We start from the raw sequence: 18,172 nt of genomic DNA on the forward strand, positions 1-18,172 counted from the left end.
GATATATTTTATAAGTTGATAAGCAAGTGAGTAGGTTGTTTTGAAAGAAAATCTGTCGGAAGTATTGTTTAAACCTCGTATTAATGTGGTGGAAACATCCACCGTGTCTAATTCGAGCGCGGCTCAATTAAGCGCTGTAGGCCAAGAAGAAGGTCGCAACTGGTACCGTATCTTGCGCAGAGAATACTGGGCTTGGCTAGGCTTAGATCCTATTGAAACCGAAAGCCTGTTTGCAGATATCGCAATGTGCGATAAGCCGCGCACTAGCGAGTTGCTCGATACCATTGGTGGTTACCAGCCGGGCAACTGGAACTACGAATGGATGCAACGTGCCGTAAAACACCAAATTACTGCTAAAGATGCTGAGCAAAATGGTCAGCGAGATAAAGCCTATCAGGAATTCTTACTCGCTAGCTATAGCGCTACTATTGCTGCCTACCCACATTTTAAGGGCGATGATTTAGTTGCTTCTGCTCATGCTTTAGCTCACAGCAATTTAATGGCTGCTACAGAGCAAAGTAAATATGAGTGTAAAACCATAAACGTACCAATAGACGGTAAACAAGTTGCTTGTTATTTGCACCTTCCAGATACCGACTCTGTAAAACCAGTGGTGATGGTGAGTGGCGGTTTAGACACTATTCAAACAGAGCTTTACCCGTTTTTTGAACGCTTCTTAGCGCCTGCAGGTATTGCCATGTTAACCGTAGACATGCCAGGAGCGGGGCATTGTCTTAACTGGAAGCTACAACAAGATAGCAGCCGTATTCACTTGGCTATATTAGATCACTTGCCGAAGGTGCCATGGGTCGATGATGCGCGTGTTGCCATGCTGGGTTATCGCTTTGCTGGTAACGTAGCTGCTCGCTTAGCTTTTGTTGCCGCCGAGCGTTTGCGCGCAGTGGTAACTATTGGCGCACCAGTAGATAGGTTATTTAGTGATATCCAGCGATTTAATAACTTACCGCAAATGTATCAAGATTGTTTAGCTAATCGCAGTGGCGTGAATGCTTCAAATACTGAAGGACTTTATTATCGCTGTATGCCTTTGTCCTTGAAAACTCAGGGCATACTTGGCGGGCCAAGAACAAAGTTGCCAATGTTTGTGGTTGGCCGTAAAAATGACGCAATATGCCCAGAAACCGATGTTTCTTTACTTAGTATGGCTTCGCCAAATTGCAAGGTTGAAGTGCTGAAAGAGCTTGATTCACTACAAAATTACAATCAGATCTTCACTAAGGTCACGCATTGGCTACAAAAGCAATTGTGATTTAGCTTAATTGTGGTCATTATGGACATACGGTACGTTATACAAACTATTGTCCTACTGTGGAGAGATTAAGCGCATGGAAGTGACTTGGCCAAGCCATGGAAAGTTAACATCGAGATTTACGGCCATGGGTCCGTATTTTCGTAAAGAACACAGCAGCAAAGAAATGTACTTTTTTGATTGCCTTGCCTCTTGTGTAAGCTCTAAACCTGCAGCTGATGAACGCGAGTTTTATGGCTGGTGGTTTGAATTACGGGTAAACGAAGACAGTTTTGAATACCACTACTGGTTTGGTTTATACGACAAGCAAGGCGAATGGCAGGAAGGTACCATTCCGAGTAAACACCAAACAGAAGTGCAACAGTCACTAGAGGTGTTTTATCAAAAGCTGCTGGATACACTGCAAAAGTTGGAGCTAGACCTAAGCGCTGCCCCCTCTTTGTCCCCCAATTTAGCTCTCCCGGCAGCGTAAGCCGAAGAGTTCCGCAAAAAAATGGCGCACAGGCTCTGTGCGTCGGTTTAATATCAGGTAGAATACTCGCTTTGCATTTTAGCCGAGTTGGAATAGTAAAATAGCATGTCGAAGCAAACCATCGTCGTTAAGTTAGGCACCAGTGTGTTAACCAGCGGCACGTCTAAACTTGACCGCGCCCATATGATAGAGCTGGTACGCCAATGCGCGCTGCTACGAAAGGCGGGTCATCAACTTATTGTGGTTACTTCTGGAGCCATTGCCGCCGGTCGCGAGCACTTATCGCTAACCCATGGCAATATCGCGCCTACCATTGCTAATAAGCAAATGCTTGCTGCAGTAGGACAAAGCCGACTCATTCAAGTATGGGAAAGCCTATTTAGCATCTACGATATTCATGTAGGCCAAATGCTGTTAACTCGCGCCGATTTAGAGGACCGCGAGCGTTTCCTTAACGCTAAAGACATGCTTAAAGCGCTACTTAATCACGGTATTGTGCCTATCATCAACGAAAATGACGCGGTAGCCACTGCAGAAATTAAAGTGGGTGATAACGACAACTTGTCGGCCTTAGCCGCTATTTTAGGCGAAGCAGACAAATTGTTATTACTAACCGACCAACCTGGTCTATTTACTGCCGATCCGCGTAATAACCCGGATGCAAAACTCATTGAAGAAGTGGCCGAGATTGATGCCTCTATTCGCTCTTTAGCTGGCGATAGTGTAAGCGGTTTGGGTACTGGTGGTATGGCAACTAAACTGCAAGCCGCCGAAATAGCCGGTAGAGCAGGCATTGAAGTAGTAATAGCCGCAGGCCACAGTGAGAACGTAATTACCCGCTTAAGTGAAGGAAAAAGTGTTGGCACTCGTTTCCCGCCAACCAATAGCCCGCTGGAGAATCGCAAACAATGGATTTTGGCTGGGCCTCCTCCACATGGCGAGTTAGTATTGGATGACGGCGCATGTAAAGCAGTTGTAGAGCGTGGTTCTAGTTTGCTGCCTAAAGGGATTACCGCGATTAACGGCGAGTTTAACCGCGGCGATGTGGTACGCATTGTAAATCCGCAAGGTGTTGAAATTGCCCGTGGTATATGCCGCTATCCGGCCAAAGATATGAATTTAATTAAAGGGCTACATTCAGAGCAAATTGATAAGACTCTGGGTTATGGCTACGGATCAGTTGCGGTGCACCGTGACGATTTAGTTTTAAAATAGGAATTGTTAGATGAGCTTACAAACACTTGGTCAACAGGCTAAACAAGCCAGCTTTGATTTGGCCACCTTAAGTACTAGCCAAAAAAACGCAGCCTTGGCGGCAATTGCTGATCAGCTTGAAGCTCAGCAAGAAAGCATTTTAGCGGCTAACAAAATTGATTTAGACGCCGCTCGCCAATCGGGTTTATCAGAAGCATTACTCGATCGCTTAATGCTAAACAGTGAGCGACTAGCAGGTATTGCTAGCGATGTTCGCAACGTTATTTCGCTTAACGACCCTATTAGTAGCGAAATGGATTGCCGCGTATTAGAAAATGGCCTGCGCTTATCACGCCGCCGTGTGCCGCTTGGCGTAGTAGGGGTTATTTATGAAGCTCGCCCTAACGTAACTATTGATATTGCAGCGCTATGTTTAAAAACTGGTAATGCCAGCATTTTGCGTGGCGGTAAAGAGACCTTCCACTCAAACATGGCCTTGGTAGCAGTTATTCAATCTGCTTTAGAGCAAAGTGGATTACCAGCGGCTGCGGTTCAATACATCGAAAAGCCTGATCGTGAACTGGTGGCAGAGCTGCTTCGTTTAGACGAATACGTGGATATGATTATTCCTCGTGGCGGCGCTGGCCTGCACAAGATGTGTCAGGAGAATAGTACCATTCCGGTGATTATCGGCGGCTTTGGCATTAGCCATATTTACGTTGATAACTCGGTAGATTTAGCAGCAGCATTAGATGTAATTGAAAACTCTAAAGTGCAACGTCCATCGGCATGTAATGCCTTAGACAGCCTGTTAGTTGACCAAAACGTAGCAGCCGAGTTACTGCCAATGTTAGCGGAACGCATGAACAAAGCCTCGGTTAAGTTAGTGGCTACCGAAAACGCCATGGCTGGCTTGGCAAATGCGCAAGACTTACAAGCGGCTGGCGAAGGTGATTTTGATACAGAATGGCTAAGCTATACCTTGGGTGTAAAAGTGGTTGCCGATGTAGAAGAAGCAATCGCTCACATGCGTACGCACAACGCGAGCCATTCAGACGCAATTTTGTCGAATAACTTAAATGCTGTAGAGCGTTTTGTGAATGCTGCTGGATCTGCCGCCGTTTATGTAAATGCTTCAACCCGTTTCACCGACGGTGCGCAATTTGGTTTAGGTGCCGAAGTAGCAGTCTCGACCCAAAAGCTGCATGCTCGCGGCCCAATGGGCTTAGAAGAGTTAACCTCTTACAAGTGGATCGGTATTGGCGACATGTTAGCTCGCCCTTAAGTTTTAATTCACTTATGCTAAAAGCCTGCTTTGCAGGCTTTTTTGTTTTTGGGATGCAGGAGTATGCGTATGTCTCGCCAACTTTGGTTAATTCGCCATGCTAAATCCAGTTGGGGCGATCCAAGTTTAGGTGATAGACAACGCCCCTTAGCAGAGCGCGGCCACAAGGCCGCAAAGCTTATGGCAAGCCACTACGCGAGCCAGTTTTCTCAGCTTGAATTAGTACATTACTCACCAGCACTGCGAGCCCAGCAAACCTGCGAATATTGGTTAGCACAGCGCAGCCAATACCTTAAAGGCAGTGAGGTAGAGGTCGACCTTCAAATCACTTGTGAAAACAGCCTATATACATTTCGCTGGGCAGATTTGCTGGTACATATTCAAAGCTTGCCTAAGCAAATAAGTAAAATTGCGCTAGTAGGGCATAACCCAGCCTTTGAAGACCTAGTAAACTACTTAACCGGTGAAGACTTAATTAAGTTTCCTACCGCAAGCCTAGCGGTGATTGAGGCTGGTTTAGAGTGGCAGAATTGGAGTGAGCAGAGTGCTTATTTGCGACTGTTTGATACGCCCAAGAAGTTGGCGGCGAAGTTGTAGGTTTGTTTTTGGAGCAAAGCACATCTACAAAGCATCATAAAATGACGAAGAAGTTTGGGTTACATAGGTTTTAGCTTAAAAGATTTAAATTAATCTCGACACTCCAAAAAAGAGTCCTACAAGAATCAAGATAAAATAAGTAGAACCCCATATCCCAACTAGACATTTAGAATAAAACCGAGAACAACCGCGCCACCATTCTAATGAACAATAGCCACAAACCACAATAATTATGTAGGGAAGTAACTTTTGAAAAATAGTGCCACCATGCATTTTAGGCTGTACAAAAATTGCTGCCCATATGTATCCAGTTAAAGAGACAAATATACAACTATATCGATAATACTTATTTTGAACTGATGATATTTTCATAGAGAAACTTAACGCCGTGATCTTGAGGGCTGCTTTAGCGGTTTCCAACTCATTGCTTTGTTAGGAGCTGTGAACATTTTTCTCTATCTCACTATTAGGCATGGGCAAGCCAAGCTTTTTAAAAAAGTAAAGATTAAATAGAACTGGTATTGCCTTGCATGTCATCAGGTGTCCTTTGATAGAGTCGTTATCCATTTTTATGATGTCTGTAGAGTGAGCGACCAGTTTATTTGCAGCCTTTAGTGTATTAATAACAGCTTCACCAGCCTTGGTTTTGTCACCATTACATGGTGCTAATGCCTCCTCAGCTGACACTTTCTCAAGACCAAAACTCTCAATACTTATATCGGTTTTTCTTGGTGTAGTGGGAGCCAAGTTCATTTTTGAATTGAGTTTAAGACCCAAGAACTCAAATAGAACTCTAGAGTGAACAATTCCCATTTCAATAGTTGGATTTGTTATGGCAGTGGATCTTCCTTGTATTTTCGGCTTTCCATCGAAAGTGCACTCAATATCTGCTCCTTCCGGAAATTCGGCTACTAAATGCAAAGCCATTTCAAATGCCCCCACAGCATAAAGCCTATAGGGCAAAATGGTTTCTATATAGTGTTGCTGTGTTTCGTTCACGGTTCCCCTAGCGACTTATTAAGAGGAGATGTTCCATGTTTAAAATAAGAAAGTCCTCTTGTTGTCATATACTTAATGAAAACAGATTACCACCTTTCCTAAGCTACATCAGCCATCTAGCTCTAAAAGTAACAAAAGTGTCAGCATGGAGGTGTGCAGGCGTCTGTGGAAAACCGTAGCTGCCATTTACAGGTGTATGAACGCAGTGTTTTTGTGGATGAAGTTATAAGCACAAAGTTACAAAAATGCTATAACCCTATGACAACTCTCTTGAAACTCTATCAGCCAACACCGGTAATTTTTGATACCTTCCACAAAGCATTTCTCTATCTCTTGTTCCTGATATCTGCACTACGTAGGCTGCTTATAAATCTTATGTTGTAATGCTTAGTGAGTGCTTAAATGACGCAGATATTCCTAAACCAAGCTTGGCTGTTAAGTTCTCCAGAATATCCAGAGATTAAGGTAGCTTGCCAGATTCCCGGTGATAACCATTCTGCTTTGCTTGAGGCGGGCTTAATCGCCGATCCTTATCAAGCCTGCAATGAAGCAGATGTTCAGTGGGTGGGCCAGGCTAACTGGGTGATATCTAGCCGCTTTGAGGTAAGTGCTGAGCAGTTCGACAGCGACTTTATCGATTTACATTTAGGTCGTGTCGATACCATTGCCGATATCTATATTAACCAGCATTTAGTCGCGCAATGCGACAATATGTTTCGTTTGTGGTCTTTTAATATTAAGCCTTATTTAAAGGCTGGCAGTAATCAGCTGCAAGTGCGGTTTTCCCGTTCTGATTTAGCCGCAAAGCAACGAGCAAGCACTTTACCCTTTGCCGTCCCATCTTCCATGGGCAACAACCAAATCCCTTATATGAACAGTTTGCGCAAGTCGCAGTGCCATGCTGGCTGGGATTGGGGAATTTGTTTGATGGTGAATGGTATCTACGATCCGGTGGAAATTAAGTTCACCAACCAAGCTCGATTGTTAGCTGTGCAAGTTGAGCAGCAGTGGCATGACAACAGTGTGGATGTGTTGGTTAAGGTTAGTCATGACTCATCTTGCCACTCACCAATTGATATTCAATTTGCAGAGCATGCCTTGCAAATACAGCCCGCAACTGAATCATCCATTACTGAGGCCCGATTCCACATTGCGGAGCCACAGCTATGGTGGCCAGCAGGTTATGGTGAGCAGTCTTTATATTCGCTGCAAGTTCAGTTGGCTGAGCAGCTTATTGAGAAGAAGATTGGCTTGCGAAAGCTAGAGCTAGATACACGAGCCGACAGCCATGGTTCTGCCATGACCTTTGTGATTAACGATTGCCCCATTACCGCCAAAGGCGCTAACTGGATCCCGCTTGATGCGATGCCATCGAGGCAAACAGCCGAGCGTTATCGTCAGCTATTAACTGATGCCAAAACCGCCAACATGAACATGCTGCGGGTTTGGGGCGGCGGCCAATACGAGGCTGATGAGTTTTATCAACTGTGTGATGAATTAGGCTTAATGGTGTGGCAAGACATGATGTTTGCCTGTTCATTGTATCCCAGTACCGATGAGTTTGTAGCAAGCGTGCAGCTTGAATTAAGCGACCAAATTCAACGTTTACGTGACCATAGCTGTATTGTGCTGTGGTGCGGCGACAACGAAGTGATTGGTGCAATTAACTGGTACCCAGAATCCAAAGCTAATCGAGAACGTTATGTGGTGAATTACGACAGGCTTAATCGCGCTATTCAACAGACGGTGGAGCAGCATGATGCTAGCCGGGTATTCTGGCCTAGTTCGCCCTGTAATGGCGCATTAGATTATGGCGATGCATGGCATGATGATAGTAAAGGCGATATGCACTTTTGGGATGTTTGGCATTCGGGTAAATCCTTCTCTGCTTATCAACAAATTAAGCCACGCTTTTGCTCTGAGTTTGGCTATCAGTCTTGGCCGTCATTAGCGGAGGTGAAAAGCTTTGTACCCGAAGATGACTGGAATATTTGCTCACCCACTTTTGAAGCGCATCAAAAGAACCCTAGTGGTAATAGCATTATTACCGAGTTGTTTACGCGGATGTTCCGCTTTCCGGCAAGCTTTGAACAAATGCTTTATTTGAGCCAAGTGCAACAAGCACTTGCGATAAAAACGGCCTGTGATTTTTGGCGAGCTAATAGCCCCCAATGTAGAGGAATGCTGTATTGGCAGCTTAATGATAATTGGCCGGTAAGCTCGTGGTCGAGCATCGAATATAGCGGCCGCTGGAAGCAGTTGCACTATCACGCCAAGCGCTTTTTTGCTCCGCAATACCCGAGTTTTATAGAGGATGAGCAGGGTTTAGAACTGCGGATAATTAACGACAGCCCCAAAACCAAATCTATTAAAGCGTATCTCCAGCGAGTTAACTGGCAAGGCAAGGTGGAATTTAGCGAGCAGTTAGCCTTAAGCCTTGAGCCAGATGCCAATGTATCAGCGTGGCTATGTGCTAAAGCTCAACTTGATGAGTGGCGTACGCAAGGCTTTTTGATTGTTTCACTCACATGTGAAGGTTCTCGCGTTCAAAATACTTGGGTAGGGGATAGCTACAAAAACTTACCTTTAGCCAAGGCTAAGGTCTCTTGCGCGGTGGATGAAAGTACTAGAACCATTATTTTATTAGCAGATAAACCGGCATTTTTTGTTCATTTAGAAAGTGATGCTCCGGGACGCTTTTCCGATTCAAGCATTACTTTGTTGGCTAATCAGCCGCAAACTATCAAATATTTGGGTGATGACTTTGCATCCATGGTGAGTAGTTTGCGGGTTTACCAGTTGGCGGATAGCTATTAGCTCGTTTAGTTGTTGTTTGGCCATGTGTTTGCCGCATCAATTAATGCGGCTAGCGCAGGTTTAGCACTGGCGCTGGCTTTTATGCATAAACCAATGCTGCGGTACATACGAGGTGCTAGCAGTTTTACTTGCTGTAGTTGCGGCGCTGTTTCGAGCACGCCTTTAGGTAAAAAAGAGATGCCAATGCCTGCATTTACCAAATGTTTAACTTGGGTTTTGTGTTGCGCTTTGGCGACCAAGTTAACTGCAAAACCTTGTGAAGCCAGCAAACTCAAGGTTTGTTGGTGGGCTTCACACACTACACATTCAATAAAGTTGTAATTGTTTAAAGCTGCAATCTCTACCTGGTTTTGCTGGGCGAGAGGGTGTTGGCGAGGTACGCACAGTACGTAATCTTCTTGCCAAAGCGGAATGAATAGCTCGTCTTCTTGTTTAAACACATCAAGAGTTAACCTAGCCTGAGCGCTTTTATCTTGGTGATCGAGTAGCTCAAAGCTAAACAATGGCTGTTGGCTTTTACAGTGCTGAATAAACTCCGCCAACAAGCTAGGGCTTAGGTCGTCAAAATTAGCCAGTTTAATCGGCAGGCTGGCCGGTTGCTCAGCAAACAGATTAGACATGCGCTTGAGCTGACCTAGCGTTTGAACGGCCATCGGGTAAAGGTGATGAGCTTGGTCGGTTAAATCAACCCCGCGCTTATGGCGAATAAATAGCTGAACCCCTAACTCAGACTCAAGCTGTTTAATGGCCGAAGATAGTGATGGCTGAGAGACATAACAACGCTCGGCGGCTGCTGTCATCGAGCGCTCTTCAAAAACTGCCACAAAGGATCTTAGTAAACGCGCATCCATAATTATTGCCTATAACAACCAAAGGAAATCGATATTTTACACCTATATATAGCAGAACTATAGTTAGCGCCAATAAAGCAGCAAGCGCAAATGTAGCGCCTTGTGGTGGGTTATTTATGTATTGGAGAATCTTATGTCTAAGCCTTTAGTTGTTATTACTGGTGCCAGTTCTGGAATTGGCGAAGCATGTGCAAAAACCTTGTCGGCTGCGGGGCATCCGCTGTTATTGGTAGCGCGTCGTATTGAGCGGTTGGAAGCGCTAAACCTGCCAAATACCCTTTGTCGTAAAGTTGATGTGACCGAGCTTGCCGATTTTGAGCAAGCAATTAAAGATGCCGAAGCCTTGTATGGCCCAGTAGATATGTTGTTAAACAATGCCGGAGTCATGTTATTAGGTGCGGCTCACGAGCAAGCACCTAGCGAGTGGAAAACCATGTTGGACGTAAATGTTATGGGCTTACTTAATGGTATTCACTTGGTATTAGCTGGCATGAAGCAGCGCCAGCAAGGTACTATTATTAATGTTAGCTCAATTGCTGGGCGTAAAACCTTTCCTAGCCATGCTGCGTATTGCGGTACTAAGTTTGCGGTTCATGCGGTAAGTGAGAACATTCGCGAAGAAGTGGCAGGAGATAACGTACGGGTAACCGTGATTGCCCCAGGCGCGGTAGAAACCGAATTACTTAGCCATACAACCAGCCAAGAGATTAAAGATGGTTATGAAGTATGGAAAGAAGAAATGGGTGGCGTGCTTAATACCCAAAACATTGCAGACGCTGTCGCTTACGCTTATGGCCAGCCGCAAAACGTGTGTATTCGTGAAGTAGTACTCGCTGCCACTGGCCAACCTGCTTAGGTATTATTAGTCATTAAGATAGCAAACAAAAAAGAGAGCCTAAGCTCTCTTTTTTATGGCTGACTGTTAAAGCTTAAAAGAAGCCTAGTGGGTTAACGTCGTAACTCACTAGTAGGTTTTTGGTGTTTTGATAATGAGAAATTGCTACTTGATGGGTTTCTCTGCCAATGCCCGAGCGCTTGTAGCCGCCAAACGCAGCATGGGCAGGGTAGGCATGGTAGCAGTTTATCCATACTCGACCTGCTTCAATTTTTCGTCCCATACGCTGCGCTAAGTTCATGTCGCGTGTCCATACTCCTGCGCCTAGGCCATATTCGCTATCGTTAGCAATGGCAAGTGCTTCTGCTTCATCTTTAAAGGTGGTAACAGAGATGACCGGGCCGAATATTTCTTCCTGAAATACTCGCATGTCATTGGTGCCTTTTAAGATAGTCGGGCTAACGTAATAGCCGTTATTGTGCTCACCCGGCAACGCTGCGGTGACGCCACCAGTTAATACCTCAGCGCCTTCGTTTTTGCCTATCTCTAAATAACTCATAATTCTGTCTAACTGCCCTTTAGAAACCTGAGCGCCAACTTGGGTATTAACATCTAAGGGATCACCTTGCTTAATGGTTTTTACTCGCTCTAATACCCGCTGCATAAACTTATCGTAAATAGATTCCTGAATTAGTGCGCGTGAAGGGCAAGTACACACCTCGCCTTGGTTGAAAAAGGCTAGAAGTAGGCCTTCAATCACTTTATCCAAATACTCATCTTCGTGGTCCATGACATCGGCAAATATCACATTGGGCGATTTACCGCCTAGCTCTACAGTGGAAGGAATCAATGAATCTGCCGCACATTTAAGAATGTGTTGGCCAATTTCGGTTGACCCAGTAAACGCTAGTTTGGCAATGCGAGGGCTAATGGCTAAGGCTTGGCCAGCCTCTTCACCAAATCCGTTTACTATGTTCACCACGCCTTTTGGAATAAGGTCTTCTATCAACTCCATTAGTACCATAATGGAGGCAGGGGTTTGTTCGGCGGGTTTAAGCACCACACAATTACCTGCTGCTAAGGCTGGGCCGAGCTTCCAGGCCGCCATTAGCATTGGGAAGTTCCAAGGAATAATTTGACCCACAACGCCTAGTGGCTCGGGGAAGTGATAACTCACAGTGCTGGCATCTAAGTCGGCTGCACCGCCTTCTTGAGCTCGAATACAGCCAGCAAAATAGCGGAAGTGATCAACCACAAGAGGCAGATCGGCATTGAGCGTTTCACGGATCGCTTTGCCATTTTCCCAAGCTTCGGCCACGGCCAAATACTCAAGGTTCTGTTCAATCCTATCGGCAATGCGCAGCAACATATTTGAACGCTCGGTAACTGAAGTACTTCCCCAGCTTTCTTTGGCTGCATGGGCAGCATCTAAAGCAAGACCGATATCGTCAGCGTCTGAGCGGGCCACTTGGCAATAAACCTCACCATTAACCGGAGAAGGGTTATCAAAGTACTGGCCGTTTACTGGCGCTACCCAGTCGCCGCCAATAAAGTTGTTGTATTTCTCTTTAAAAGTGATTAACGAACCTTCGGTACCTGGCTGTGCGTAAACCATAGTCAATTCCTTTTTGTTTTGTTATCAATATGTTTCTTGTGAGCGCATTTCGTGACACGCCTGCGCTTTACATAGCAAGTGCTAAGCCATTGCACAGAAACTTGTTGTTAACAAAATGTAAAACTATGATTATTCACACAAACAATTTTGCACAGTGTGAGTAGCGAAAACTAGCCGGCTTAATGGGCTTGTCACACTGTTACTTTTTGGCACAGTTACATTGTCTCACTATGGAACACTGCAATGACCAACAAGCTACAACTTCCTAGCTCTATTAATGCATCTTGGTTACGTAGCCAAGATGCCGGCCTGCAAGAGCAAGTCGTTCCTCAGGTTTTACGCTTGGCTAAAACCGAGTTGGCAGAGCGTCACCATCGACAACAAGCGTTGATTGCATTGGTAGAGCGCTACGCCTATCCCTTGTTTGAGCAAGTAATGGCCCATAGTTCTAGCAGGCTCATTTTGTCGGATGTAGACGGTTACCTTATTCACCATTGGGGAGTGAAACGCTATAACGATAAGTTGGCAACTATTGCGCTAGAGACTGGGGTGAATTGGTTAGAGCAATATAAAGGCACTAATGCGATTGGTACCGCTATTGCCACTGGGCAAGCAGTATCGGTAATTGGCGAGCAGCACTTTATTCAACAGCATCGCTTTATGAGTTGCAGCGCTTGCCCAATCTTTAGTCCGAAGGGAGAAATGCTAGCCATTTTAGATATTACCAGCGAGCAGCAGCGGCATACTCAGCAAACCATGTTACTTGCTGCCAGCCTAGCCCAACAAGTTGAAACAGCTTTGTTATGCCAGTTGCCCGAGAGCCATTATCGGGTTGATCTTGCCGCGCAGCCGCATTTGCTCAACTCTGGTTGGCAAGGCATTGTGGTGGCTGACAGCGAAGGCAAGGTATTAGGCTTAAACCCAATGGCGCGTCAGTTGGTGGATAAGTTACATGTAGGCGAAGCCTTGGCCAGTCACTTTGGTGAGGATTGGCAGCAAGCTCACTTGGCAGATAAGGCAAACCTTCATCTGCAAACTAAGGCTTTAAAAGCAAGGCCAATCGTTAGTAAAAGTATTACTAGCAAGAGTGAGTCTCGCGATCCTCGGGTTAATACCGCTTGGTGGCAAGCTTGCAAGGTGGTGAGTAAATCAATTCCACTGCTCATTTTAGGTGAAACTGGTGTAGGTAAAGAGCGTTTTGTAAAACAGCTGCACCAACAAAGCCAACGAGCTAGCAAGGCCTTACAAGCCGTAAATTGCGCAGCCCTGCCAAACGAGCTGGTGGAAGCAGAGCTGTTTGGGTATCAAGCAGGCGCATTTACTGGGGCTAACCCTAAGGGTTTTGTGGGGAAAATTCGTCAAGCCGATGGTGGCTTTTTGTTTTTAGATGAAATTGGTGAAATGCCTTTGGCTGCCCAAGCTCGTTTACTACGGGTGCTGCAAGAGCGAGAAGTTGTGCCGGTGGGTGGCAATCAGGCCTATAAGGTAGACATTCAAGTGGTTGCAGCAACGCATGTTAATTTGCAGCAAAGGGTGAGTGAAGGCTTGTTTAGAGAAGATCTTTACTATCGCTTAAAAGGTTTGCAGATAAGCCTGCCAGCCCTGCGAGAGCGCAGCGACATTGGTTTGCTCATCAATAAGCTTCACCAACGTTATTGCGAGCATAAGCAAGATATAGAGCAACGTTTGTTTAGCAAAATGTTGGCGTATACTTGGCCGGGTAATTTGCGTGAGCTAGACAATTTTATGCAAGTGGCTTGTTTAATGACCGAGCAGCAAGCCTTGCTACGCAGTGCTGATTTACCCGAATCGTTGCAACAGCAACTGGTCTTAACTAGCCCGCTAGAGCAAAACTGTGAACAAGCAGAGCTGCAGCAAACCATTGAGCAAAACATCGCGCAGGTTTATCAGCATTGCCAAGGTAATGTGACAAAAAGTGCCAAACTGCTAGGGATTAGCCGCAATACCTTGTATCGCAAGTTACGCCAACTAAAACTTAAACATTAAAAAAGAGAGCCTAGGCTCTCTTTGGTTTTTTAAGGTAGTTGTTTACTGATTTGCGTCTGTTGGGCCGTAAATCTTATATTCACCCGACATTTGCAGTACTGCAAACATGTGTAATAAGCCGTCGTAGTAACGCCATTTACCGGTTGGCGTAGCTTGTTTCCACAAACGTTCGGTGAACTCTTTGGCTTCTTGGCTATCGGTAATTAAAGCAGCAGTGCCGTTCATTGCGTTTTGGCCAGAGCTGCCCCATTCAGATGCAATCTTTCCGCCCATTTCATGTACCGCAAAGTTTTGACCTTTACGTTTGTACTCGTCGGCATAGAACGAAATTAAACGGTCAGCTAGCTCGGTTTGGCGAGGGTCATCGTTAAACCAATGGTAGTCCATGGCAATGTTACCAATTACGCGGAACGCATCGTAACCAGATTTATGGCTAATATCGTTAAACGAGGTTTTTTGTGGAGTTCCATCAAAAGCTGCGTATTCAGAGTACAAGCCTGTTTCTGGGTGGGCTGCGTTATACAAGTAATCGCGGCTTACTTGTGCGGCATCAAGCCATAGTTGTTGGTCTTCATCTGCCCAACGGCCCAGTAGCTCATAAAAAGCAGCAACGTGGTAAGACGGATCGGTGTATAAACCTAGGCTTTTTTCGGTAACAAATAAGATTTGCTTCTCGTCGCGGCTAAACATCGGAACCTGCGAGTCAGTTTCTTCTTTGTTAACCATGGCTTGCAGAATTACGTTAGCTTCATCGCTATATTGGAAAATACCTTCACCGGCACCCCAGCGGTTCTCTGCAAAGAATAAGGCCATAGCAAAGTAAAGCTCGCCGTCTGGTGCAGGGTTGTTATCCATTTTGGCAAAAGGTGCTTCTGGTCTTAGATGCCAAGCAAAGTAATCTTTGTACCAGCCTTCATGGTGTTGCATGTAAGTTTTAGAGAACTTCCAAAGCTTATTGAACATCTCTTGGTCGTCCATTTGCACGGCGATCATCATGCCGTAAGACATACCTTCCGAGCGAATATCGTTGCTACCAATATCTTTAATGAAGCCCATGTCGTCACCAACCGGGAAAAACACCGCTTTGCCGCTTTCACTGCGAGAATCAGAGTAAAACAGCTGCTGGTAAGTATCTTGTACTTTCTTATTCACTTGCTCTGGTGAAGCGATACCTAGCTCAACAAAGGCATTGCGGTATTCACCAGTATAAAAAGCCCCAGGAGCACTAATGTTGCTGGTGCTAGTGTTGCTTTGCTTAGTTGCTGGAGCAGAAGATTGCTCAACGGGTGCCGCGCAAGAGGCTAAACCTAAAGGCAAGGCGCAAAACGCCAAGGTTTTCACCGTTTTCATTAGGGTATTACGGTGGGTGGTAAAAGTATTCATAGTCATAATATGCTTTGTTACCTTTGTTCTAATTGTAATCACTGTTCATAGGGCTTTTAAATACGTGCTAAGCCAAACGATGTATTCAGGCTAGTGCAAAGGGCTGGGAGCTTATACTGTGATTTTCCGCAAAAGACTGTGAAATCTGGATAGTTTGCGTTGCATCAGCTTAGTCTGGCCAAGGCAAACAAATATGGTAAAAGCAGCTGTGTAAATTTAGTAATTACCGGAGGGGAATTATTGTTCATTTATAGATTTTCTTTTAGCTAGATTTAGCATTGAGGAAATCATGGCTAATTTTGTCGTGAAATAAGCTAATTCTTTTCAATACGTTGCGCAGATTTTGTTGCTCTAGCTCGGTTAAATCTGCCAAGGCCAGTACATCATTTACCTTACGTAAGTCTGTGTATTCCACAATTTGATTCATAAAGCGCAGCTGCCAAATATGGTCGAAAATGTAGACCATCTCGCGAAAGCTCATGGCGTCGATTTCTTGTTTGGCGGCTAGCTGCTTAAGTCTTGTCATGGTGTTCGCTTCGCGAATATCGTGTTTAAGTGCGTAAATTCGGCAAAAAATTTCCATGGGGCGTAAACAGGCTTTTAGATTAACTGACTCTACGCCGTCGATATTCTCGGTTTTGATTTGTTTAAAGCTAGTGAGTGGCACTTTGTAAGATAGGCAATTTTTGGCGTAGGTGGCTAGAAACTGCGGCTGGTTTTGCACAGTAGTTTGAATATGCTGTTGAATGCTATCGACCAGCTGCTTTTTTCCATAGGTAGCACGTATATCAAAAAATACATTTAACTCTAATATCGAATCAGGCTTGGCGTGATTAATCCAAGTGCTAAAGTTTGCGGTCCATTCATCTAGGCTTAGGCACCATTGGTGATTGGTGGCCATAATCAAACCATCGCAATAGGGATAACCGGCTTGGTTGAGCAGGCCACAAACCCGCTCGGCTAGATGCAAAAAGTAACGTCTGGTTTGTTTTAGTTTGCTTGGATCCTTGGGCGTCTCAAATACAATGGCATTGTCTTGGTCTGAAAATAGCGTCATGTCGTGGCGAGCATTGCTGCCAAAGGAAATAAAGGAAAAGGGGACCGGCGGCTTTCCTAGTTCTTGAATGCTTAGCTCTATAAATCGGCAGATGGCTGCATCGTAGGCACTGCCAATAGCTCGGCGAAGATTATCAGGGCGAGAGCCTGCATCAATCATCTCGCGTACTAAGTCTGGCAGTTGATTAAGGGTTTCTACCACGCCGCCTTGGCTATCGCTAAGCGCAATATCTTCGACCACGCGACTATTCAGTACTTGGTAATCGCTGACTTGCTTTACAAGACCATAGGCGCCGCCATAAATCTTTCGGGTTATTGGGCGAAATGAAATCACATGACCCTGTTTTTCAGAAAAGAATATCTTTGATGAGCTAACTATTATATCTAACTGTTTGCCGCTTTTGGTGCTTAAGCAAGCTTCAAACTCTGCAGGCTCGGCGGAGTGTTTGAACAGTTCACCTAAATGCTGCAATAAAGGGGTATTTTTGGGGTTGGCGGGAAATAGCTGCTGCCAAATAGTGGTGCTTTGAAGCTCTGAGTCACTGTAACCCAGCATACGATGTAGCCGGTTGTTTGAGTAAAGAATATCGCCGTCGGCTTCTAGAATGTAACCTTCGTTGGATGATTCAACCAAGGCTCTATAACGATCTTTTGCCTCGTGCAGGGCTACTTCGGCACGTTTTTTCCGGTTTTCGATAGTTCGGCTTTGGCCAATGATGTAGCTCATTATAGCGCTAAGCCCCAAGGTAATGAGGAAGAAGGTGGTAAACAGCGTTTGTTCTAGCTTATCGATTTCTTTTTGCACATCGTCAAAATAGACACCGGTTCCGACTATCCATTGCCACTCTTCCACTGCTTGCACGTAGCTAAGTTTGGGCGCTGTTTTGTTGGCATCATCCTTCCATTGCCAGAGGTATTCTAAGTAGCCTTCATGGTTGGCTTTAACCAGCTTGGTGAACTCAACAAAAATGTGTTTGCCACTTTTGTTTTCATTGTCTGAGTAATGAGTGAGATCTTGGCCTTTTAAGTCTTTACGGTAGGGGTGCATGATCATTCGTGGATGCATGTCGGTAATGAAGAAGTAATCTTTGTTTTCATCACCATAGCGCATCGCTTTTAGCTCGGTGGCCGCTTTCGCCTGTGCCTGGCTTAGACTTAGTTCTCCGCTTTGTTCTCGCGCTACGTAACTGTCGACAATGCTAATGGCCGAGGAAGTGAGCTCTTTGATCATTTGCTGTTTTTGACCCATCATCGAGTCTTCTACCAGCGGGATAATCACCAAAGCAACCGCACTGACAAACAATATAATGGCCAAAATGGTGGGCAGTACAATGCGAAAAGCAAAGCTGCCAATAAAACCTTGTTGATTAGCTTCGTTATCACGCAGGCCATCAAAATATTCGGCTAGCTCTTTGGCGTCTAATACCGCGCTCAGTTCTTCATTGTGGGTGGCGTCATGGTATTTGGCAGTAAACGTACCATTTTCAAAATCGGCACGAGAAGGCAGGTAGCCGTCGTAATCATCTTTAATATGTGTTTCGACAACGTTCTTAATTTGTTGGCGAGAGTATTTGCCATCGAACTCTTGGTAGGCTTCTTGAAGTGCTTCTTTGCAGTGTCTAAACCTGCGATGGTCGTAAGGGTCGTATTGGTCTAGCTTGCCTTCACGCAGGTAGTGATCAAATCCGTCGTGGTCGAAAAAGCCGTCAATCCATTTATGGATGTCTTCTGCTCGTATGCCAAATAGCTGTTCTGTGCGCTGCGCGTGCTCGGAAATTTTCATCGTAATCA

The 18,172-nt window shown here is 45.2% G+C and carries 13 protein-coding genes; 8 read left to right on the forward strand and 5 right to left on the reverse strand.

The window, feature by feature from the left end; genetic code table 11:
- The first annotated feature begins 40 nt into the window (after positions 1-40).
- The 5 genes from OAG1_RS06845 (at position 41) to OAG1_RS06865 (ending at position 4,818) form a co-directional block, all read left to right on the forward strand.
- Entirely contained in the window at positions 41-1,270 is a 1,230-nt protein-coding gene (locus OAG1_RS06845; protein WP_338625143.1) for an alpha/beta hydrolase, read from the forward strand.
- A 76-nt stretch (positions 1,271-1,346) separates the two neighbouring features.
- On the forward strand, positions 1,347-1,742 hold the full coding sequence (gene crl / locus OAG1_RS06850; protein WP_016402229.1) for a sigma factor-binding protein Crl: 396 nt from the start codon (positions 1,347-1,349) through the stop codon (positions 1,740-1,742).
- A gap of 105 nt (positions 1,743-1,847) precedes the next feature.
- Positions 1,848-2,957: a glutamate 5-kinase gene (gene proB / locus OAG1_RS06855; protein ID WP_016402228.1), complete on the forward strand. Its 1,110-nt coding sequence runs from the start codon at positions 1,848-1,850 to the stop codon at positions 2,955-2,957.
- 10 nt (positions 2,958-2,967) lie between these two features.
- Positions 2,968-4,221: a glutamate-5-semialdehyde dehydrogenase gene (locus OAG1_RS06860; RefSeq protein ID WP_338625146.1), complete on the forward strand. Its 1,254-nt coding sequence runs from the start codon at positions 2,968-2,970 to the stop codon at positions 4,219-4,221.
- A gap of 69 nt (positions 4,222-4,290) precedes the next feature.
- Positions 4,291-4,818 carry a histidine phosphatase family protein gene (locus OAG1_RS06865; RefSeq protein WP_338625148.1) on the forward strand — a complete coding sequence of 176 codons (528 nt, stop codon included), beginning with the start codon at positions 4,291-4,293 and terminating at the stop codon, positions 4,816-4,818.
- A gap of 432 nt (positions 4,819-5,250) precedes the next feature.
- On the opposite strand, the gene OAG1_RS06870 is transcribed toward OAG1_RS06865, so the two are convergent.
- The gene (locus tag OAG1_RS06870; protein ID WP_338625150.1) at positions 5,251-5,817 is read right to left on the reverse strand and encodes a hypothetical protein; all 567 of its coding nucleotides are present in this window, start codon (positions 5,815-5,817) and stop codon (positions 5,251-5,253) included.
- 402 nt (positions 5,818-6,219) lie between these two features.
- Between OAG1_RS06870 and OAG1_RS06875 the strand changes: the two genes are divergently transcribed.
- Positions 6,220-8,634, forward strand: a complete 2,415-nt coding sequence (locus tag OAG1_RS06875) for a glycoside hydrolase family 2 protein (RefSeq protein ID WP_338625152.1) — start codon at positions 6,220-6,222, stop codon at positions 8,632-8,634.
- A 5-nt stretch (positions 8,635-8,639) separates the two neighbouring features.
- Here the strand turns inward: OAG1_RS06875 and OAG1_RS06880 are convergent, their stop codons facing one another.
- A complete protein-coding gene (locus OAG1_RS06880; protein ID WP_338625155.1) occupies positions 8,640-9,485 on the reverse strand; it encodes a LysR family transcriptional regulator in 846 nt (281 codons plus the stop codon).
- Between the two features lie 133 nt (positions 9,486-9,618).
- Between OAG1_RS06880 and OAG1_RS06885 the strand changes: the two genes are divergently transcribed.
- Positions 9,619-10,341, forward strand: coding sequence for an SDR family oxidoreductase (locus OAG1_RS06885; RefSeq protein WP_016402222.1), 723 nt, complete (start codon positions 9,619-9,621; stop codon positions 10,339-10,341).
- 73 nt (positions 10,342-10,414) lie between these two features.
- Here OAG1_RS06885 and OAG1_RS06890 read toward each other — a convergent pair whose 3' ends face one another.
- On the reverse strand, positions 10,415-11,935 hold the full coding sequence (locus OAG1_RS06890; protein WP_338625158.1) for an aldehyde dehydrogenase family protein: 1,521 nt from the start codon (positions 11,933-11,935) through the stop codon (positions 10,415-10,417).
- A 243-nt stretch (positions 11,936-12,178) separates the two neighbouring features.
- Here OAG1_RS06890 and OAG1_RS06895 point away from each other — a divergent pair, with 243 nt between their 5' ends.
- Entirely contained in the window at positions 12,179-13,942 is a 1,764-nt protein-coding gene (locus OAG1_RS06895; RefSeq protein ID WP_338625160.1) for a sigma-54-dependent Fis family transcriptional regulator, read from the forward strand.
- 42 nt (positions 13,943-13,984) lie between these two features.
- On the opposite strand, the gene OAG1_RS06900 is transcribed toward OAG1_RS06895, so the two are convergent.
- Positions 13,985-15,331, reverse strand: a complete 1,347-nt coding sequence (locus OAG1_RS06900; RefSeq protein ID WP_338625162.1) for a glycosyl hydrolase family 8 — start codon at positions 15,329-15,331, stop codon at positions 13,985-13,987.
- A gap of 256 nt (positions 15,332-15,587) precedes the next feature.
- The gene (locus OAG1_RS06905) at positions 15,588-18,164 is read right to left on the reverse strand and encodes a DUF294 nucleotidyltransferase-like domain-containing protein (RefSeq protein WP_338625165.1); all 2,577 of its coding nucleotides are present in this window, start codon (positions 18,162-18,164) and stop codon (positions 15,588-15,590) included.
- Positions 18,165-18,172: the final 8 nt, after the last annotated feature.

It is taken from the genome of Agarivorans sp. OAG1, from assembly GCF_037076485.1.
Classification (GTDB): domain Bacteria; phylum Pseudomonadota; class Gammaproteobacteria; order Enterobacterales; family Celerinatantimonadaceae; genus Agarivorans; species Agarivorans albus.